The 17913-nt window shown below is 61.0% G+C and carries 9 protein-coding genes; 7 read left to right on the forward strand and 2 right to left on the reverse strand.

Going from position 1 to position 17913, the window contains the following annotated elements; translation table 11 throughout:
* The first annotated feature begins 116 nt into the window (after positions 1-116).
* Positions 117-2792 (forward strand): EAL domain-containing protein, encoded by a 2676-nt coding sequence (locus EKL02_RS15485; RefSeq protein WP_128902871.1) that lies wholly within the window; start codon positions 117-119, stop codon positions 2790-2792.
* A gap of 63 nt (positions 2793-2855) precedes the next feature.
* On the opposite strand, the gene EKL02_RS15490 is transcribed toward EKL02_RS15485, so the two are convergent.
* Positions 2856-4787, reverse strand: a complete 1932-nt coding sequence (locus EKL02_RS15490) for a methyl-accepting chemotaxis protein (RefSeq protein WP_128902872.1) — start codon at positions 4785-4787, stop codon at positions 2856-2858.
* Between the two features lie 740 nt (positions 4788-5527).
* Here EKL02_RS15490 and EKL02_RS15495 point away from each other — a divergent pair.
* From EKL02_RS15495 to EKL02_RS15520, 6 genes are all read left to right on the forward strand, one after another.
* Complete coding sequence (locus EKL02_RS15495) at positions 5528-7282, forward strand: autotransporter assembly complex family protein (RefSeq protein ID WP_241687735.1); 1755 nt, start codon at positions 5528-5530, stop codon at positions 7280-7282.
* On the forward strand, positions 7272-11225 hold the full coding sequence (locus EKL02_RS15500) for a translocation/assembly module TamB domain-containing protein (protein ID WP_128902873.1): 3954 nt from the start codon (positions 7272-7274) through the stop codon (positions 11223-11225). The genes EKL02_RS15495 and EKL02_RS15500 overlap by 11 nt, the downstream gene beginning before the upstream one ends.
* Positions 11226-11328: 103 nt before the next feature.
* Positions 11329-11613, forward strand: coding sequence for a hypothetical protein (locus EKL02_RS15505; protein WP_128902874.1), 285 nt, complete (start codon positions 11329-11331; stop codon positions 11611-11613).
* Between the two features lie 232 nt (positions 11614-11845).
* A complete protein-coding gene (locus tag EKL02_RS15510) occupies positions 11846-12772 on the forward strand; it encodes a serine hydrolase (RefSeq protein ID WP_128902875.1) in 927 nt (308 codons plus the stop codon).
* Positions 12773-12940: 168 nt separating this feature from the next.
* Positions 12941-13840 carry a recombination-associated protein RdgC gene (locus tag EKL02_RS15515; RefSeq protein WP_128902876.1) on the forward strand — a complete coding sequence of 300 codons (900 nt, stop codon included), beginning with the start codon at positions 12941-12943 and terminating at the stop codon, positions 13838-13840.
* A gap of 340 nt (positions 13841-14180) precedes the next feature.
* Positions 14181-17210: an EAL domain-containing protein gene (locus tag EKL02_RS15520; RefSeq protein ID WP_164932043.1), complete on the forward strand. Its 3030-nt coding sequence runs from the start codon at positions 14181-14183 to the stop codon at positions 17208-17210.
* Positions 17211-17226: 16 nt separating this feature from the next.
* Here the strand turns inward: EKL02_RS15520 and EKL02_RS15525 are convergent, their stop codons facing one another.
* Positions 17227-17898, reverse strand: coding sequence for a tRNA-uridine aminocarboxypropyltransferase (locus tag EKL02_RS15525; RefSeq protein ID WP_128902878.1), 672 nt, complete (start codon positions 17896-17898; stop codon positions 17227-17229).
* Positions 17899-17913: the final 15 nt, after the last annotated feature.

Raw genomic sequence — 17913 nt, forward strand, 5'->3', positions numbered from 1 at the left:
AAAATTGCGCGCATGCCGATCCGGAGATCGGGTTCGTCATCGTGGCGTCATGAATTGGCAATAGCATTGCGTACGCTCGCCAATTCAACATTCACTCATTACAAGCAGTCTTCCCCATGAAACACCACACTGCCAATCCAGGCAGCCGCAACCTCATTTTCTTCTGGCCCATCATCTGCCTGGTCGCGGGTGCCGCGCTGTGGCTATTCGTCGATTTCCGCCAGGCGGCGGAAAAATCCGCTTTGGAAACCCAGGCACTGAAAGACACCGCCTCGCTATCGCGCGCCTATGCTGCGTACCTTGGCCGCAGCCTGGAGCAGATGGACCAGATCACGATGCATGTCAAATCGGACTGGGAACGCTGGAACCGGCGCCTGAAACTGGAAGACCTCAAGAAAGATGGCCTGTTTACCGCCACTGCCTTCCTTGCAGTGAGCGTGATCGACCGCGACGGCCGCACCGTCACCAGCACGGCGCCCATCCGGAACGATGAAAATTATGCTGACAGTGCATTTTTTCATTTTCACCATGGGAATATCTCGACGGCGCTGCGCATCAGCAAACCAGATGCCGGGCGCGCGCCATCACCGTCCGTGATTCACTTTACCCGCCGGCTGGATACGGCCGACGATTCCTTCGATGGCGTCGTGCTGGTAGCCGTGGAGCCGGCCTACTTCCTGTCGTTTTACGACCCGGCAATCCTGGGAGAAAATGGCCTCCTGGCCGTCATCGGCGACGATCAGGTGCTGCGTGCCGCCACCATTGGCGGCAATAGCAGCAGCGATGCCGGATTCAACGACCTTGTGGCCCTGCGCGATATTGGCAAGCCATGGCGTTTGTCCTCCGCTGAAAAATTTGCCGATGGCGAGGCGCGTTTTGTTGCCTGGCAAGATTTGAAAACCTATCCTCTCACGGTCATGGTGGGCCTCTCCCGGCAAGAATTGCTGGCCCCGCGCGAGCAGAACTGGGGCACTTACCGCAACGTCGCGCGCGGCGGCACCGTATTTCTGATCATTGTCGCGGTGGCTGGCGGCATTTTCGGCATCCGGGTCACCCGCCAGGAGCGGCAGGCGCAGGCAGTGCGCAAAACCTACCGTCTCGCCACGGATAGCGCCAATGAAGGTTTTTACATCCTCGATCCGCTGCTCGATGATGCGGGCGATATCGTCGACTGGCTGCTGGTCGACACCAACGAGCGCGGCGCCAGCTTTTTCGGCATGCCGGGCGAACGCATGGTCGGCAAGCGCCTGTCGGATTTTTATCCGGGTCCGCTGTTCCAGGTCATGCTTGATTTATTCCGCATCGCCTGCGCCGCAGGTGAGTATGAAGATGAATATCGGGTGCCACGCGAAAGCCCCCTCAATGCACAATGGCTGCATCGGCGGCTGGTCAAGTCGGAAACCGGCGTGGCCATGACCATCCGGGATATTTCGCAGATCAAGAAAAACGAACAGGAATTGCTGCGCCTTGCAAATGAAGACGCCCTGACCGGTCTGCCCAACCGGCACTGGCTGGCCAAGTTCCTGCCGCTGGCCGTACAGCGCGCGAGCCAGAATGGCGACATGCTGGCGGTATTGTTCCTTGACCTGGATGAATTCAAGAACATCAACGATACCCTGGGCCATTCCGCCGGCGACAAGTTGCTGAAGATTGCGGCGCAGCGGGTCAAGTCGGTGCTGCGCCCGAGCGACAAGATCGTTCGCCTGGGCGGCGACGAATTCACCGTGATCGTCGAGCAGGTCAGTCATCGCAATGCCGCCGCACATGTGGCCGAACGCATTGCCCAGGCGCTCCAAGCCCCGCTGGAACTGGGCGGCAGCCGGCAATCCATCCGCGCCTCCATCGGCATCAGCGTCTACCCCGACGACGGCCTCGATCCGGAAATCCTGCTGAAAAATGCCGATATCGCCATGTACTCGGTGAAGGAATCGGGCAAAGGCCATTTCCGCTTTTTCGAGCCGCAACTTTATGCAACGCTCAAGGAGCGCCTGGATATCGAGCAAGCGCTGCGCCAGGCAATCGAACTGGACCGCTTCGTACTGCATTACCAGCCGCGCGTGGATGCCGTAAGCGGCGCCATCTGCGGCATGGAAGCGCTGGTAAGGTGGATCGACCCCGTGCGCGGGCTGATTCCGCCGCTCGACTTCATCCCGGAAGCCGAACGCACCGGCCTGATCCTGCCGCTGGGCGCACTGGTGATCGACAAAGCCTGCGCCCAAGTCGCTGCATGGAAGCAAGCGCGCTTGCCGGTCGTCCCGGTATCCGTGAATGTCTCGGCGCGGCAGTTCAACGAGGGCGATATCAAGAGCCATCTGCTGGAATGCATCGCGCGGCACGGCATCCAGGCAAGCGATATCCAGATCGAGCTGACCGAATCTGCAATGATGGGCGACCAGGCAGATGTCGCCGACCAGCTCGCCGCCATTCGCAGCCGTGGCATCAAGCTGATGGTGGACGATTTCGGCACCGGCTACTCTTCGCTGTCGCAATTGCAGCGGCTGGACATGGATGTGCTGAAGGTCGACCGCGCCTTTACTGCGGAACTCGGCAAGGCGGCCGAGGGCCAGGTGTTTTTCAAGGCGATCGTTTCGATGGCCCATGCGCTCGGCATGAAAGTCACCGCGGAAGGCGTGGAAGACATGCAGCAGCTGGCGATTCTGCGCGCGCTGGGCTGTGACGAAGTCCAGGGCTATTTCATTTCGCGCCCCTTGCCTGCGGGGGAAATGTCCGTCATGTTGCAGAATTATCCCGGCTTCCCGCCGGCTGCACGACTCGCCGAGTTGGCCTCCTGATCACGGCACACCCATGCGGCGCCGGTGCGCAGCCGCCTTGCGCCGCCCTCCCTGCGCCAAATGCTACAGCTTGAACATTGCGACTGCCTGTGACACATGCATGGCTTGCGCGTGCATGCTTTCCGTCGCTGCCGCAGCCTGCTCCACCAGCGCGGCATTACGTTGGGTGAGCTGTTCCATGCTGGCAAGCGCATCACTGACGTTTTCGATACCACTGCGCTGTTGCTGACTGGCAGTGGTGATTTCCTGCATGATGTCGGCGACCCGCTTTACCGCAGAAATAATTTCCTGCATGGTTTGACCGGCTGCCCCGACCTGGCGGCTGCCGGCATCGACCTTGCCGATCGAATCAAGGATCAGCGACTTGATCTCCCTGGCTGCACTGGCCGTGCGCTGGGCCAGGCTGCGCACTTCCGCGGCGACGACGGCGAATCCGCGGCCTTGCTCGCCCGCGCGTGCGGCTTCCACTGCGGCGTTCAGGGCCAGTAAATTGGTCTGGAATGCGATCGTATCGATGACGCCGATGATGTCACCGATCTTGCGCGAGGAGTGCGTAATCGAGTCCATGGTGTCGACCACCCGTTCAACGGCATCGCCGCCGCTGACGGCAATCTGCGATGCGGACACGGCCAGGCGATCCGCCTGCTGGGCATTGTCCGTATTCTGCTTGACGGCGTCGGTCAGCACGGCAATCGCAGAAGCAGTCTGCGCCAATGCCTGGGACTGCGCTGCTGTGCGGCTCGAAAGATCGGCATTGCCGGAAGCAATATCGCGCGAGGCGATGGCCATCTTGCGAGTGCCGGAGCGGACTTCGCCAGCCATCTGCGCGAGACCGCCATTCATTGCGCCGAATGCATTCAGCAACAGGCCGATTTCATCTTGCGCGTCGGATTGCACGCGATGGCTAAGGTCGCCGCCGGCAGCACGCCCGACTGCCTGCTGGAGCGCCCGCACCTCGCTTGAAAAGGAGACATAAAATCCCGCCAGGAGATAGAGTGCGAGCAATATGGTCAGCGCTACGCCGCCCAGGATCAGGTTGCGCCGCTGCAGATCGCCTTCGATGCGCTTCATCAAAGCCTGATCGAGCAGCGTGGCCGTGGCGCCGGCAAAACCGTACAAGCCGTCCAGCACCTGGCTGCCGGCGGCATAAAATTGCCCGCCAGAGCTCTGATCGACGGATTTGAGCACTTCATTGCCGGCCCGCTCAAGAAAGGCGGTCGCTTGACGGGCCACCCCCTCCTGCCGCGACAGCTGCGCGCGCAGTGCCGGAGTTTCGCGAAACATGCCATCGACATGCATGGAAATGCGCGCCAGCTCGTGCCCTGCCACCATCACGGCGGCATTCAGCATGACATCCTCATTGGCCTCGAACAGCCCGCTGTCAATGTAGGCAGCGCCGCGCCCGGCAATATTCGACAGCCCTTCGCTCACCTCGGGCAATGCCTTGATGAAGAGACCGGCCAGGTAATAAGTTTCCACTTCGGGATCCAGCGTCAGCCTGGAACGGTCGGCAATCATGGCATTGAGTTTGTACAACTGGCCAATCAAGGCCGCATGCGCAGCATTGCTCTCCCTGGCCTTATCCGTCGCCCGACTTGCCTGCAATGCTTCCCAGCTGCGCCGGATTTCTTGCAAGGCGGCGCTGGTACCCAGTACCGTGCGCGCGTCGGCATCGCTCTCGATGCGCGCGATCGCCGCCGTGATCGCCGCATGCATCTGCGTGACTTGCCGGGTTGCCGCGACATTCCCGCTTAATACCATGTGGCGCAATGCGCGATGCTGCTGACTGAACCGCAACAAGTCTTGCGCTTGCCGGGCATGTCGAACGCCGATCCGCTCCTTTTCCGCAAAGGCGATCGAGCGATTCAGCTCTGCGACCAGCAGCGCGCTGACAAGCAACAGCGGTAACAGCACCAGTAAGGTAACCAGAGAAAACTTGGGCAGCAGACGGAGACGCCGCATCAGGCGGATGGCAGGTTGAAGCACGATACTCATACAGGAATTCCAGATCAAAAGCGAAAGATAGGCAACCAGACTAATGTTGCAATCTTGCAATAAATTTATGACAGGATCATGAACCTGGAGATCCGTACAACCGGTAAAAGCGCACGGTCCGGCAACACAGGCAGGGATGGGAACAAGGGCAAGAAGGGAAAAGCGGGAGGCGGGGTCGGTGGGCCAGCCCGAGTCTGTCGGGCACGGCGCACCTCACTGCCGTCATGCATATCGGTTGCATGTACTGCAGATACGTCATCCTACCCAATCCATGTGACAGCACGATGAATCAGATCAATTACATGACGTTACATGTACACCAGATAAAATGTTAATTTTTTCAGAAAACTTTCGTCACACTCCTGTCATGCACAACCCTTATCCTACGGGCTGCCGGATTGGACGTAACGGTTTTTAGCGATTCCCTATAAGTTGCGATCCGGCAGGCACCCGATGCGCTTGATCGTGTGCGTCTCCTCTGCCTTGATCTCCGAGATACAGGGTTTACCCGCTGCATTCTGCAGCGGGCTTTTTCTTCAGTACAAGAAAACACGACTTCCTTGCCGCCTGCGCTTACTATTGCGCCAACTCGCAGGAGTTGCCTCCGCAATTACCCGGCAACAATATGAAAATGGCAAAGTGATTTACAATGCATGCCTCGTAGCCCGGGGGGTTACGCTATGCGTTATCAAGTTACGCCAGTTCCGCACGCGACCATCCATTCATCAAGGATTATCACGGTGTCTTGTCAATTGCTGCGCCAATCGCTGCATCGTTTCTCGCACGCGCTGGGATTGCTGCTCTGGCTGGCCGGGATCGCCTCGGCGCATGCCTATACCGTCGAAATTCGCGGCGACGAACCCTTTGCCGAGATGTTCGCCCAGCACCTCGATATCCGCCGCCATCAAGACGATGCGGCTGTCAGCGAAGAAGAATGGCGTCGGCTGGCAAGCATTACACCCCAGCAAATCCGTGATTTGCTGGCTACCGAAGGCTATTTTTCCCCCGCCGTTACGGCAGAACTAGTGACCGAAGGCGGACTGCAACTGGCGCGCTTCACGATCGACCCAGGCGCGCCGACGCTGATCGATGCTGTGGATATCCGTGTTCACGGCCCCATTGTTGACGCCTATCCCCAACGGATCGAGCGGATGCGCCGTCAATGGGGCCTGCCGAGCGGCGAGCGCTTCACCCAGAAAGGCTGGAGCGAAGCCAAGAGTGCCTTGCTGAGGAATCTTCTGGTGCGCGATTATCCCGCTGCCGCCATCACTGCCAGCGAAGCGCGCATCGAGCCGCAACAGCAGCGCGCAATGCTGACAGTGGAAATCGATTCCGGCCCGGCCTTCACCTTCGGCGAGCTGCAAATCGAAGGACTGCAGCGCTACTCGCGCGCCATGATCGAGGGGCTTAACCCGATCCGGCCGGGCGAGCGCTATTCACAGGAGAAGCTGAACGAACTGCAGTCGCGCCTGACTGACACCGGTTATTTCAGTTCGGTCTTTCCCAGCATTGACACCGACCCGGCACATGCCCAGGGCGCCCCCGTCAAGCTCAGCCTCGTGGAAAATCAGCGCAAGCAGTTAGGGTTGGGTGTGGGATTTTCCACCGATACCGGCGCGGGCGTGCAAGTAAAATGGCTGGACCGTAATTTTCTGCAGCGCGACTGGCGTTTGCAGACGCAACTCGAACTGAACCGCGAAGCGCGCCTGCTGGATGGCGAACTGTACTTGCCAGCCAGGCGCAACGGCTGGATTCCCAATTTCAATGCCCGTTATGAACGCACTACAAGCGCGGGGGAAATCAACGACAAGATGCGGGCTGGCGCGCGCATGAGCACCCCAAGCCGGATCGACGAACGTTCCGCTGGCTTTTCTTTTTTCATGGAGCGCCAGCGCCTGCCGGACGGCACCATCAACAATCGCCAGGCAATCATCGCTGCCTACAGTTACGCGCGCCGGCGCCTGGACAACCTGGTGGCGCCACGGCGCGGCTATGTCGCGGCCGTGGAACTCGGCGCCGGTCCCAAGGGCTTGGTCAATGAAGCCAATATCGTGCGCGTGGCGGCCCGCGCCACCTGGCTGAACCCTTTGCAACGCGATTGGCGCAGCGTGCTGCGCGGCCAGGTCGGCCAGGTATTTTTCGCCGGGCGCGACAAGGTGCCGGGCGATTTGTTGTTTCGCACCGGCGGCGCCCAGAGCGTACGCGGCTACGGCTTCGAAACCCTGGGCGTCTCGCAGGGCGGCGCCGTCGTGGGTGGCCGGGTGGTGGCGGTAGTGAGCGCCGAACTGGTCTACCGGATCACGCCGGAATGGGGCGCTGCAGTTTTCCATGATGCCGGCAATGCCGCCGATACCTGGAAGAATTTCAGGTTCCGCCATGGGACCGGCATTGGCGCCCGCTGGCGCAGCCCGATCGGCCCGGTCAACCTGGATCTGGCTTATGGTCACGCGACCCGCGAGCCGCATCTGCATTTCTCGGTAGGCTATGTCTTCTGAAGCGCCTGTGCCGAAGCGGCGACACTGGCGACTGGCGGCAGGCGCGCTGGCGCTGGCCATTTTCGCCTTGCTTGCCCTGTCCTTCTGGCTCCTCGCCACGACTGCCGGCGCGCGCACGGCCCTGTCTGCACTGGCACAGCTCAGCGGCGGCGCCCTGCAGGTGGGCGCAGTCGAGGGTCAATTGGCCGGGCCGCTGCGAATCGAAAAGCTGACAGTGCAAGGCACCGGCCTGGCAACCGAACTGCATGACGTGCGCCTGGACTGGCGGCCCCAGGCACTGCTGCAAGGCCAATTGCATATCGCAGCGCTGCGCATCGATGCGATCCGGCTCCGGCAGCGCATCGGCCAGCCTCCCCAGCCGGCGCGATTGCCTGCCACTCTTGCCTTGCCGCTGCGCCTGCGCATCGATACCCTGCACGTCAATGGCGGCACACTCGCGTGGGGCGCGCTGGATATCATCGAACTGGGCGCTTTCACGCTGCGGCTGGATTACGATGGCGATCGCTACCGGCTCGGGCTCGAGCAACTGAGCGCCAACACCGGCAAGGGCGCAGTCGCGGCCGATCCTTCCCCTCCCGGCGGGTTCGGCGGCAGTCTGCGCGGCCAGGTCGAACTCGGTGACGCCACACCCTATCCGATCAAGGGAAAATTTGATGCCAGCCTCAATACCCGCCTCGGCCAGCAGAACCTCTCCGGCAACGGCAACATCACGCTCGACGGCAGCCTGGCACAACTGCAAACCCGCACGGCCCTTGCACTGGGCACGTCCCGCCTGACAGGGCGCGCGGCATTGCAGCCATTTTCGGAACTGCCGCTGGGCGATGTCGAAATCCATGCACAGGCGCTTGACCTTGCCGCCTTTGGCACTGGCCTGCCGCGCACCCGCATCGACGGCAAGCTTCTGGCTACCGCGCAAGGCGGTACGCTCGCATTGAGCAACGCTGATGCCGGCACCTACGATGCCGGCCTCCTGCCGCTTGCCGCGCTGTCGACCCGATTTCGCCAGAACACCGAAGGCTTCCGCTTCGATGCCATTTCCGCCAGCCTTGGCAACGCGGCGGCACCTGGCGGCACCATCCAGGGTTCCGGCACCCTCGCCAAGGGCGCGCTCGATCTCATGCTGACCACCTCGGCGCTCGACCTGCGGCGACTCGACCGGCGCCTCCTCGCCACCCGGCTGGAAGGCAGTGCCGGCGTGCGCCATGTTGCGGGCCGCCAGGAACTCACGCTGGAGCTGTCCGAGCCCCGGCAGAGCCACCGCCTGGCATTGTCGGCCCACGCCACGCTGGCAAATGACGCGCTGGCACTGGAGCGCGCCGAACTCCGGCTGGGCGATGGCAAGCTGCGCGCCGCCGGCCACCTGCAACTGGCAAAATCGCGGGAATTCAGCGCCAGCGGCACGGCCAACCGCGTGCGCCTGCAAGACCTGGGGCAATTTGCCGGTGTGCCCGAACTTTTCCTGACGGGCGAATTTTCCCTGACAGGCGCGCTGGCGCCGCAATTGACCGCCGACCTGGCATTCCGCATTACCGACAGCCGCCTGGCTGGCCAACCGCTACAGGGCGAAGGCCGCGCCCGCCTGCGTGCCGAAAGCCTGGAAATACCCCGGTTTGCATTGACAGCCGGAGCCAACCGGCTCGATGTTGCCGGACAATTGCAGCGCGAAAGCGGGCAACTGACATTCGCGCTTGCCGCCCCAAAGCTGGAGCAGCTCGGTGCGGGCTTTGCCGGCACGGTGCAGGCAAACGGCACGGCGCGCGGCAGCTTTGCGCGCCCGCGGATCGCGGCGGAATGGCAGGCCAGCAAATTGCGCCTGCCCAAGCTGCTGCAGGTTAACGATGCGCGTGGCAGCGGCGAATTCGATCTGGACCGCACGGCCACCTGGCTGCTCGGCAGCGCCCGCCTGGAGGCGAGCGCCGAGGGTGTGCGGTACAGCACCATGCAACTGGAAAGTATCAGTGCCTCATTGCGTTTCGCGCCGTCTGCCAATGCCCCGCTGGCACTGCAGGTGCGCGCGAAAAAACTTGCTGCCTCGGGTTATCGCGCCGACAGTCTCAACCTGGACGCCAGCGGCACAACCGGGAGTCACACCCTGGCGGCCACCCTGGCCCAGGCACAACAGCAATGGCGCCTGCAAGCCAGCGGCGCGTTCCAGGCAAAGCTGCCGCGCTGGCAGGGCAGCATCGAGCAGCTGGAAGGGAGCGGCAGCCTGAAAGCCAGGCTGGCCGCCGCCGCGCCACTGGACATTTCCCGTGAAAGCCTTGACTTGCGGCAGTTCCGCCTGGAGGCCGACGGGGCCCTGCTGGCAATCGAGCAGTTCAGGCGGGACCAGGCTGGCATTCAGACTCGCGGGCGCTTCGAGCACTTGCCGCTGGTGACATTATTGCCTTACCTGCAGCCACCGCCGCAATTCAGCACGGACTTGCTGTTCGCTGGCGCATGGGATATGTCGCTGGCCGGCCTGCCCCACGGCACAGTCTCCTTGCGCCGTGAAAGCGGCGACCTGGCCACGCTCGGCATGGCCCCCGTCAAGCTCGGCCTCGCGCGCCTGGAAGCCAGCGCCCGGGCCAGCAACGGCAGGCTGCAATTGCAATTGAACGCTGATGGCGCCAACCTGGGCAGTATCGCGGTCGATGCCGGGGTTGCAATGAATGGCGCGGGCAGCTTCGGCATCTCGCCGCAGTCGGCACTATCCGGCAGCGCCAGACTCGCCATTCCCTCGCTGCGCTGGATCGGGCCGATGGTCGCGCCAACGGCAGTGGCAGAAGGCAACCTGGAGGGAGAGGTTCAACTGGCCGGTACCGTTGGCACGCCGCGCCTGGCCGGTGTGGTCAGTGGCCAGCGGCTGCGCCTGTCCCTGCCAGACCTCGGTGTGGACTTGCAAGGCGGCAGCCTCGATGCCAGTTTTCAAGACACGCGCTTGCTGGTGCAAAACCTCGCCTTTGCCCACGGCGGCGGCACAATGACCATTGCCGGACCAATCGACCTTGCCGGCGCCGAGCCTGACGTGCAATTGACGATCAGGGCGGTACGCTATCCCCTGCTCGCGCGCAGCGACCGCAAGCTGGCAGTCAGCGGCGATGGCGCAGTCAGCTTGCGCGAAGGCAGCCTGCAAGTGACTGGCGGCTTCAATGCGGATTCCGGCCTGATCGATATCGGCCAGGCCGACAAGCCGGCGCTGTCCGACGACGTCGTCATTGTCGGCCAATCAAAAAAGCGGGCCGTGACGCCGCTGGCGCTGGATGTCGTCATCGGTTTGGGTGAAGGCATTACCGTCCGCGGACGCGGCATCGATGCCGTGCTGGTCGGGCAAGTGCAGTTCCGCAATGCTGCCGGTGAACTGCTCCGGGCCCAGGGGGCCATGCGTGTGCTGCGCGGCAAAGTTTCTGCCTATGGGCGCGAACTCGATATCGAAAAGGGCTTCCTGTACTTTAACGGCAACCCCGGCAATCCCGGACTTGATATTCTCGCCATGCGACGCGGCCAGCAGGTCGAAGCCGGTGTGGCGGTGCTGGGAACGGCGCTTGCCCCGCGCATTGTCCTGGTATCGGATCCACCGGTGGCAGAAGCGGAAAAATTATCCTGGCTGGTATTGGGGCGCGGACTGGATGCCACTACGGGCGGCGGCGACCTGGCCGCCTTGCAAAACGCCGCCGGGGCCCTGCTGAGCCAGGGTGCCGCCGCCGGCGTGCAAGCCGGCCTGGCAGGCGCTTTCGGCCTGGATCAACTGAGCCTGGGCACCAGCAGCGATGGCTTGCAGCAGCGCATCATCACGATCGGCAAACAAGTTTCTTCCCGCCTGCATATCGGCATCGAGCGCGGGCTCGAGACTGCCAGTAGCGTTTTACTGCTGCGCTACACCATTTCACGCAAGCTCAGCCTGGAAATCGATACGGGCACGCGAACCGCATTCACATTGTTTTATAACTTTGCATTCGATTGAGCGCGGCTTGGATCGGCAGCAAATCCTGGCGTGGCTGCCCATGCTAAAAATGATGCTAATAACGACTTTGTTATTTGCCACTGCCAGAAACAGGAAGATTGCCATGAATGAACGCCTCCCGTCGGACACAACACCTACCCAAACCAGGACGCGCTTCCGCGGTGGCAAGCCTGCCTTGCTGGGCGCGATCGCCGGCGTTGCATTGCTGGCCGGCTGGTCGGTCCTGCGCACGCGGCAACAGGCGCGACGCTATGCCGACCACGCGCCGGAGCGACGTACCCCGCTGAGCATGTTTGTCGGCGGCGATCATCCGCGCCGGCGTCGCATCGACCATTCCGGCACCCATCCGCTGTTCGAGCGGCGGCAATCCGTCTACGACACTTACTGACCATAGCCGCCGACGGCCGGGACCCGAGTGCCCCTTCTGCGGGCACACGATTGCAAAAATCCAATTGAAACTTCAGCGCCGATTGGTATTTCCCTAAGGCATGTTTTTCAGGCAAGCATGCGAAACAACGTTTTATTGATTTCCGTAAAAAACACTAGCAATACGGCATTGTTGCCCGCCATTAAAGCGGTAAGATACGTGCTGTGCGTCAATTTATTGTTTTTGCCGGATCATGCTGAAAAAAACCCTGCTTGCCCTGTTCCTGTCCTCTGCCTCGGCGGCGTTCGCCATGCCTTTCCATTCGCAGCATGCGATCGTGTATGAAGAAGGCAGCGGCAAGGTATTGCTGGAAAAAGATTCGCATGCCGTCGTATCGATTGCGTCGCTCACCAAGCTGATGACAGCCATGGTGGTGCTGGATGCCAAACTCGACATGCAGCAATCGATTGATATTGCCGACGCCGATGTGGATGTCGTCAAGCACAGCTCATCGCGGGTGCCTGTCGGTGCCTTGCTGCCGCGCGCAACCGTTCTGCAACTGGCATTGATGTCTTCGGATAACCGCGCGGCTGCGGCCCTGGCGCGCACTTACCCAGGGGGACGCGAGGCCTTCCTGGCGGCGGTACGGCAAAAATTGCAAGTGCTGGACATGCGCCAGACCGTGATCGAGGAACCGACCGGCCTGTCGCCGCATAACCGTTCGACCGCCTCCGACCTGGTCAAGATGACAACGGCAGCTTCCTATTACCCCGACATCGCCCGCCTCTCTACGAACACGGAAGACGAGGTCGACCTGAACGGCAATATGGTGCACTTCAGGAATACCAATCGCCTCGTCGGCAAACAAGACTGGGATATCCAGCTATCCAAAACCGGCTACACGCGTGAAGCCGGACGTTGCCTGATCATGCGCATGAAGGCTGCAGGCAAGCAAGTTGTCCTGGTCCTGCTCAATGCCAGCGACAGCATGGCACGCATGGCGGATGCAGAAAACATCCTGCGCCACCTCGAAGGTCGCGAACTTGTCGCAATGGCAAGCGCGAAAGTCGCCAAGGTGGCAAAACGCACCACCGAGGCCAAAGCGACGTTGCGCGGCAAGCGCAAGCTGCATAACACCAAGATGGCGGACCAGCGCCAACCCAAACACCGCCGAGCATAAAAGGCATCGGGCAGCGCACGCATTCATTCCCCTGCGCCGGCTTTGCCGGAAATTCTGTCAAGATCTTTTGCCATTTGACGTTTTCCGCTATCCTGCCCGGCTTACTTTCCCGCCGGCGTGCTGCGTTCACGCTTTTGCCGGCCTTCCCCGTACCCAACAGGACATGACATGTGGTTCAAGAATCTGCAAATATTTCAATTGACGTCGCCGTGGACCATCGGCACCGACGCTCTGGAAGACGCGCTTGCCAAGCAAGCCTTCCAGCCCTGCGGCAGCTCGGACATGCAAAGCCAGGGCTGGCTGCCCCCGCGCGACAATGGCGGCCTGGTACATACCGTCAACCGCCAGTTGCTGCTGCGTTTTGGCACAGAAAAGAAACTGCTGCCGGCATCAGTGATCAACCAGTTCACCAAACTCAGGCTGGCTGACATTGAGGAACAGCAGGGTTACAAACCCGGCAAGAAGCAGCGCAAGGAAATCAAGGAACAGGTCACCGACGAATTGCTGCCGCGCGCCTTTGCCGTCAGTAGCAGCACGCACGTCTGGATCGACCCGGTGCATGGCTGGCTGGTGGTCGACGCTGCCAGCCCGGCCAAGACCGACGATGTCTTCAAATGGCTGTTGCGCTCCATTCCGGACCTGGCAGTGACCTCGCTGCAGGTGGTGCGTTCCCCTGGAGAGGCCATGACCAGCTGGCTCGAAACCGATGAAGCCCCGTACAACTTCACGGTCGACCAGGATACCGAACTGACCTCCACCGGCGAGAACAAGTCAACCGTGCGTTATGTGAAGCACACCCTGGAAGCCGACGACATTCGCCGTCATATCAAGGGTGGCAAGCGCTGCACCAAGCTGGCCCTGACGTGGAATGACCGTATTTCCTTCGTCCTGACCGAGACGCTGGCAGTCAAGCGCGTGGCAGCGCTCGATGTGCTCAAGGAAAACACTGGAGGAGGATCCAAGGATGACGATGAGCGTTTCGATACCGACTTCGCCCTCATGACCGGGGAAGTGGACGGTTTAATGACGAGCCTGGTAGCGGCACTGGGCGGCATTGCGCCCGCCTGACATCTTGCCGGGTGAGCAAAGCGCCTGCCTGCTCACCCGGTTTTCCATGCCTTCCCCTTTATCTGCCGCGACTTCTTTCACCCCACCGAGCGATTCCGGCAGCATTTCCTAAAAAATCGCCTTTGGGCAAGAACGGTGCTGTCGACATATGCCGATGCCACTAGTACCTACCTCCCTCCTTCTGGGGTAAACGCAAACCCAGAGCAACAACGCCGTGCTATTTTCAACAGCAATCAGTCTAAATAATCAATGTAATCGCAAGGCAACTGGCGCACCGATATTCGGACATCCAGAAAAAACATTTCTTATTTAAAAATTGAAGGCACCAACGCAATTTTCCGTGATTGCCCGACTTGGGTTGTTCACCGCTGTATATATATTGCTTGGAAAAATTTCCCTTTTATTGGCAATTGACCCAAGCAACATAAGCGCAGTTTGGCCAGCAGCGGGGTTCGCAGTCGCAATCACCTTAAAATATGGCTACCGGATGTGGCCTGCCATCTTTTTGGGTGCCGTCATCTTTGTGGGCACGACCGGCCTGCCCCCGGCACTCGCCGTAGCGATGGGGATGGGCAATACGCTGGAAGCGGTGATCGCGTCATGGCTGATCAAGCGGCATATCGCCTTAAGTGACCGGTTCACCCGTAGCGGCGATGTCTTCAGGTTCGTGCTATTTGCCGCCGCAGGCGCATCGATTGCCGGGTGGACGGGGGCGACCGTCTTGCTGGCAAGCGGACATCTTCAGGCGAGCCATTACCTGGAAAGCTGGTTTACCTGGATTCTGGGTGACTTGACCGGCATTGCAATTTTCGCCCCCCTAATTCTCACCTGGCGAGCCAATGCCGGCAGGGACTGGAACCGCCAGGCCATTGCCGAGATCATCCTGTTTTCACTGGCGTATTTGCTGTGTGGATTATTTGTTTTTACGCTACGTGGCGCGCCGCTGCTGTTTCTGTTCCTGCCATTCCTGATCTGGCTGGCTTTTCGCTTTTCCCAAAGTGAAGTCGCCAAGGCCAATGTCGTACTGGTTGCAATGGTCACGATCGGCATTATCAACAACACTGGCCCACTGGCTGGCGCAGCATTCAATCCCCTGCTGCTGCTGCAGGTTTTTGTCAGCGTCGTCGGCATAACAGCCCTGGCACTGGCAGCGACGATCGATGAACGCCGCCAGGCGACACATGATCTGAAAAAATTACAGGATGAACTGGAATTACTGGTGCAGCGTCGCACTGCAGAATTGCACCATGCGGTTGCTGCGCTCGAAAACGATGTCGCAGCGCGCGAGAAAATCCAGAATGCTTTGCGCGCCAAGGAAACACAGCTGGAAGAGGCGCAACACCTGGCACACATGGGCAGCTGGGAATGGGATGCCGCCAATGATCGCATGACCATTTCCAACGAAATGGCGCGAATTTATGGCATTCCGCCAGACAGGCACGCCTCGCTCCCCTACAAAGACTATCTGACCTATATCCCCGCAGAGGAATGCCATCTGGTCGACGAAGTTGTCCAGGGCGCTTTGACCACAAGGCAGCCGTTCAGCTATGAACATCATGTCATACGCTCTGATGGCGCATGGCGCTATCTGCATTGTCGCGGCGGCGTCAAAACCGACGCTGCCGGCAACCCGGTCATGCTCTATGGCACAGCCCATGACATCACGGAAGAAAAAGCGCTGCAAGCTGGTCTGCGCGAAGCGGAAGAACTTTACCGCAAGCTGGTTGAACTGTCGCCGGATGCGATCTATCTGTTGCACCAGGGCCGGATTGCCTTTTCCAATGACGCCGGCCTGAAACTGGCCGGGGTTGGCAGCCATGGCCAACTGACCGGGAAAAATTTTATCGACCTGATCTGCCCGGGCGACCGGAAATCCGTTGCCGAAACATTGCACCGCCTGGCGCATTCCGACCAGGCTGTATCTGCCGTCGGGAAAATAGGGCACGGCGACGGCAGCACCGTTGATATCGAGCTCGCCGCGACACCATTCAGCACCCAGATCAGGCAAGATACCCTGCTCGTGGTGCGCGACATCGCCGAGCGAAAAAGTGCGGAGCAAAAGATTTATCACCTGGCACATCACGATCCATTGACGGGCCTTGCCAACCGCATGCTGTTCAAGGAACGCCTGGAACACGCAATCGCGCAGGCACATCGCACCCGCAAGTCGCTTGCCGTCCTGTTCATCGACCTCGACCACTTCAAGATCATCAATGACACCGCCGGCCATAACGCCGGGGACCAGGTCTTGCGTGAATGCGCGCAAAGGCTGCACGATTGCCTGCGCGACAGCGATACGGTGGCCAGAACCGGTGGCGACGAATTTCTGGTCCTGGTTGAATCTTCGTCAGATCCCCTGCACGTGCCTTCGGTTGCGCAAAAGCTTCTGGCTGCCGTGGAACAGCCCTTCCATGTCGGCGAAAAGGAATATGCGATCGGCGCCTCCATCGGCATCAGCACCTACCCGGCTGACGGGATCCAGGTCGAGACGCTGGTCAAGAATGCGGACATCGCCATGTACCGGGCCAAGGCCGAAGGTCGCGGGCGCTTCCGCTACTACTCGGCGGCGATGGCCGCGCAAAGCCTGGAACGCTACGCGATGGAGGCGGCCTTGCGTCATGCGCTCGATCGCGGCGAAATGGAACTGTACTTCCAGCCCAAGATCAGCCTGCGCAACGGCCGCACCAGCGGCGCCGAAGCCCTGATCCGCTGGAACCATCCGGACCATGGATTATTGCTGCCGCACCGTTTCATTTCGCTGGCAGAGGACATGGGCCTGATCGCCGAAATCGGACTATGGGCCATCGGCGAAACATGCCGCCATTGCCGGGGCTGGCAGGACCAGGGACTGCCGCCGATCCGGATTGCGGTCAATCTTGCCTACAGCCAGTTTACCGACGATAGTTTCTGCAGCAGGGTCCACCATCTGCTACAGGATGCCGGCCTGCGTCCGGACAGCCTGGAACTGGAGCTTACCGAAACCATGCTGATGAAAAACGCCGAGCGGCTGATGGACATCCTGCACCAGCTGAAGCGTCTCGGCGTGCATTTGTCGGTGGATGACTTCGGCACCGGCTATTCGTCGCTGGCTTACCTGAAACGCCTGCCGGTCGACAGCGTCAAGGTCGACCGCTCGTTCATCAAGGACCTGCCGGGCGATAGCGAAGATGTGGCGATTACCCATGCCGTGCTGGCACTGGTGCACAGCCTGAAGCGCACGGTGGTGGCGGAAGGCGTGGAAACCCGCGAACAGTTTGAATTCCTGCTCGAGAACGGCTGCGAGGAAGGCCAGGGCTTTTACTTCAGTCCGGCCCTGCCGGCCGGCGAATTCCGCCAGTTTCTCGCTGCCGGCAAAGTCTTCGCCCTGTAAGCTGCGTGGCCTGCACCTAACGCGGTCGATAGCCGAGCTGCTGGCCGATGAACCCGTCGAACGCGTGCAGCAGCGATTCGAATTTCTGCGCATCTCCCTCCAGCCGGCTCAATGCCAGGCAAGCCGCTTCCAGCGTCGACAACTGGTGCGGCAGGTGCGCCTTGCGGATCAGGTAGCGTGAGGCGGGCACCTCCGTCAGCGCCAGGCGCGGCAGCGCCTGCAGCAGGGGATTCAGGTGCAACATCTTGCGGCTCTTGCGCCAGGTTGCATCCAGCACTACCAGCCGCAGCCGCGCCGGATCGCGCAACCTTGCCGCATCCAGCGCTGCCCTATTGCAGTCTGACACGACCTCCCCGGCAGACTCCGGATACAGGAGGACCGGATAACAGGCCGCCTGGTTGGCGTGCGCATCGGCCTGACGGTCGCGCCAGGGCGCATGCAGCAAGGCCCGCAAGTCGGCTTCGGCAAACGTCTCGCCGCCTGCCAGGCGGCTGCGCGGCAGGCTCAGGTGCAGCAGGCGCGCGCTCCCCTTGGGATTCGCCACTTCCAGCGGGTGCTGCAGTATCAGCACCTCGGCTGCGGCGGCCACCGGCGTAATCCAATGGCAGATGCAGGCACTTTGCGGACGCAGGCAGGACGCGCACATGCGCCGGCGCGGGGAAAACGGATCTGGGCAAGGCTCGCGCATCGGACGCCGTCTTCC

The sequence above is a fragment of the Janthinobacterium sp. 17J80-10 genome (genome assembly GCF_004114795.1).
Lineage (GTDB): Bacteria > Pseudomonadota > Gammaproteobacteria > Burkholderiales > Burkholderiaceae_D > Paucimonas.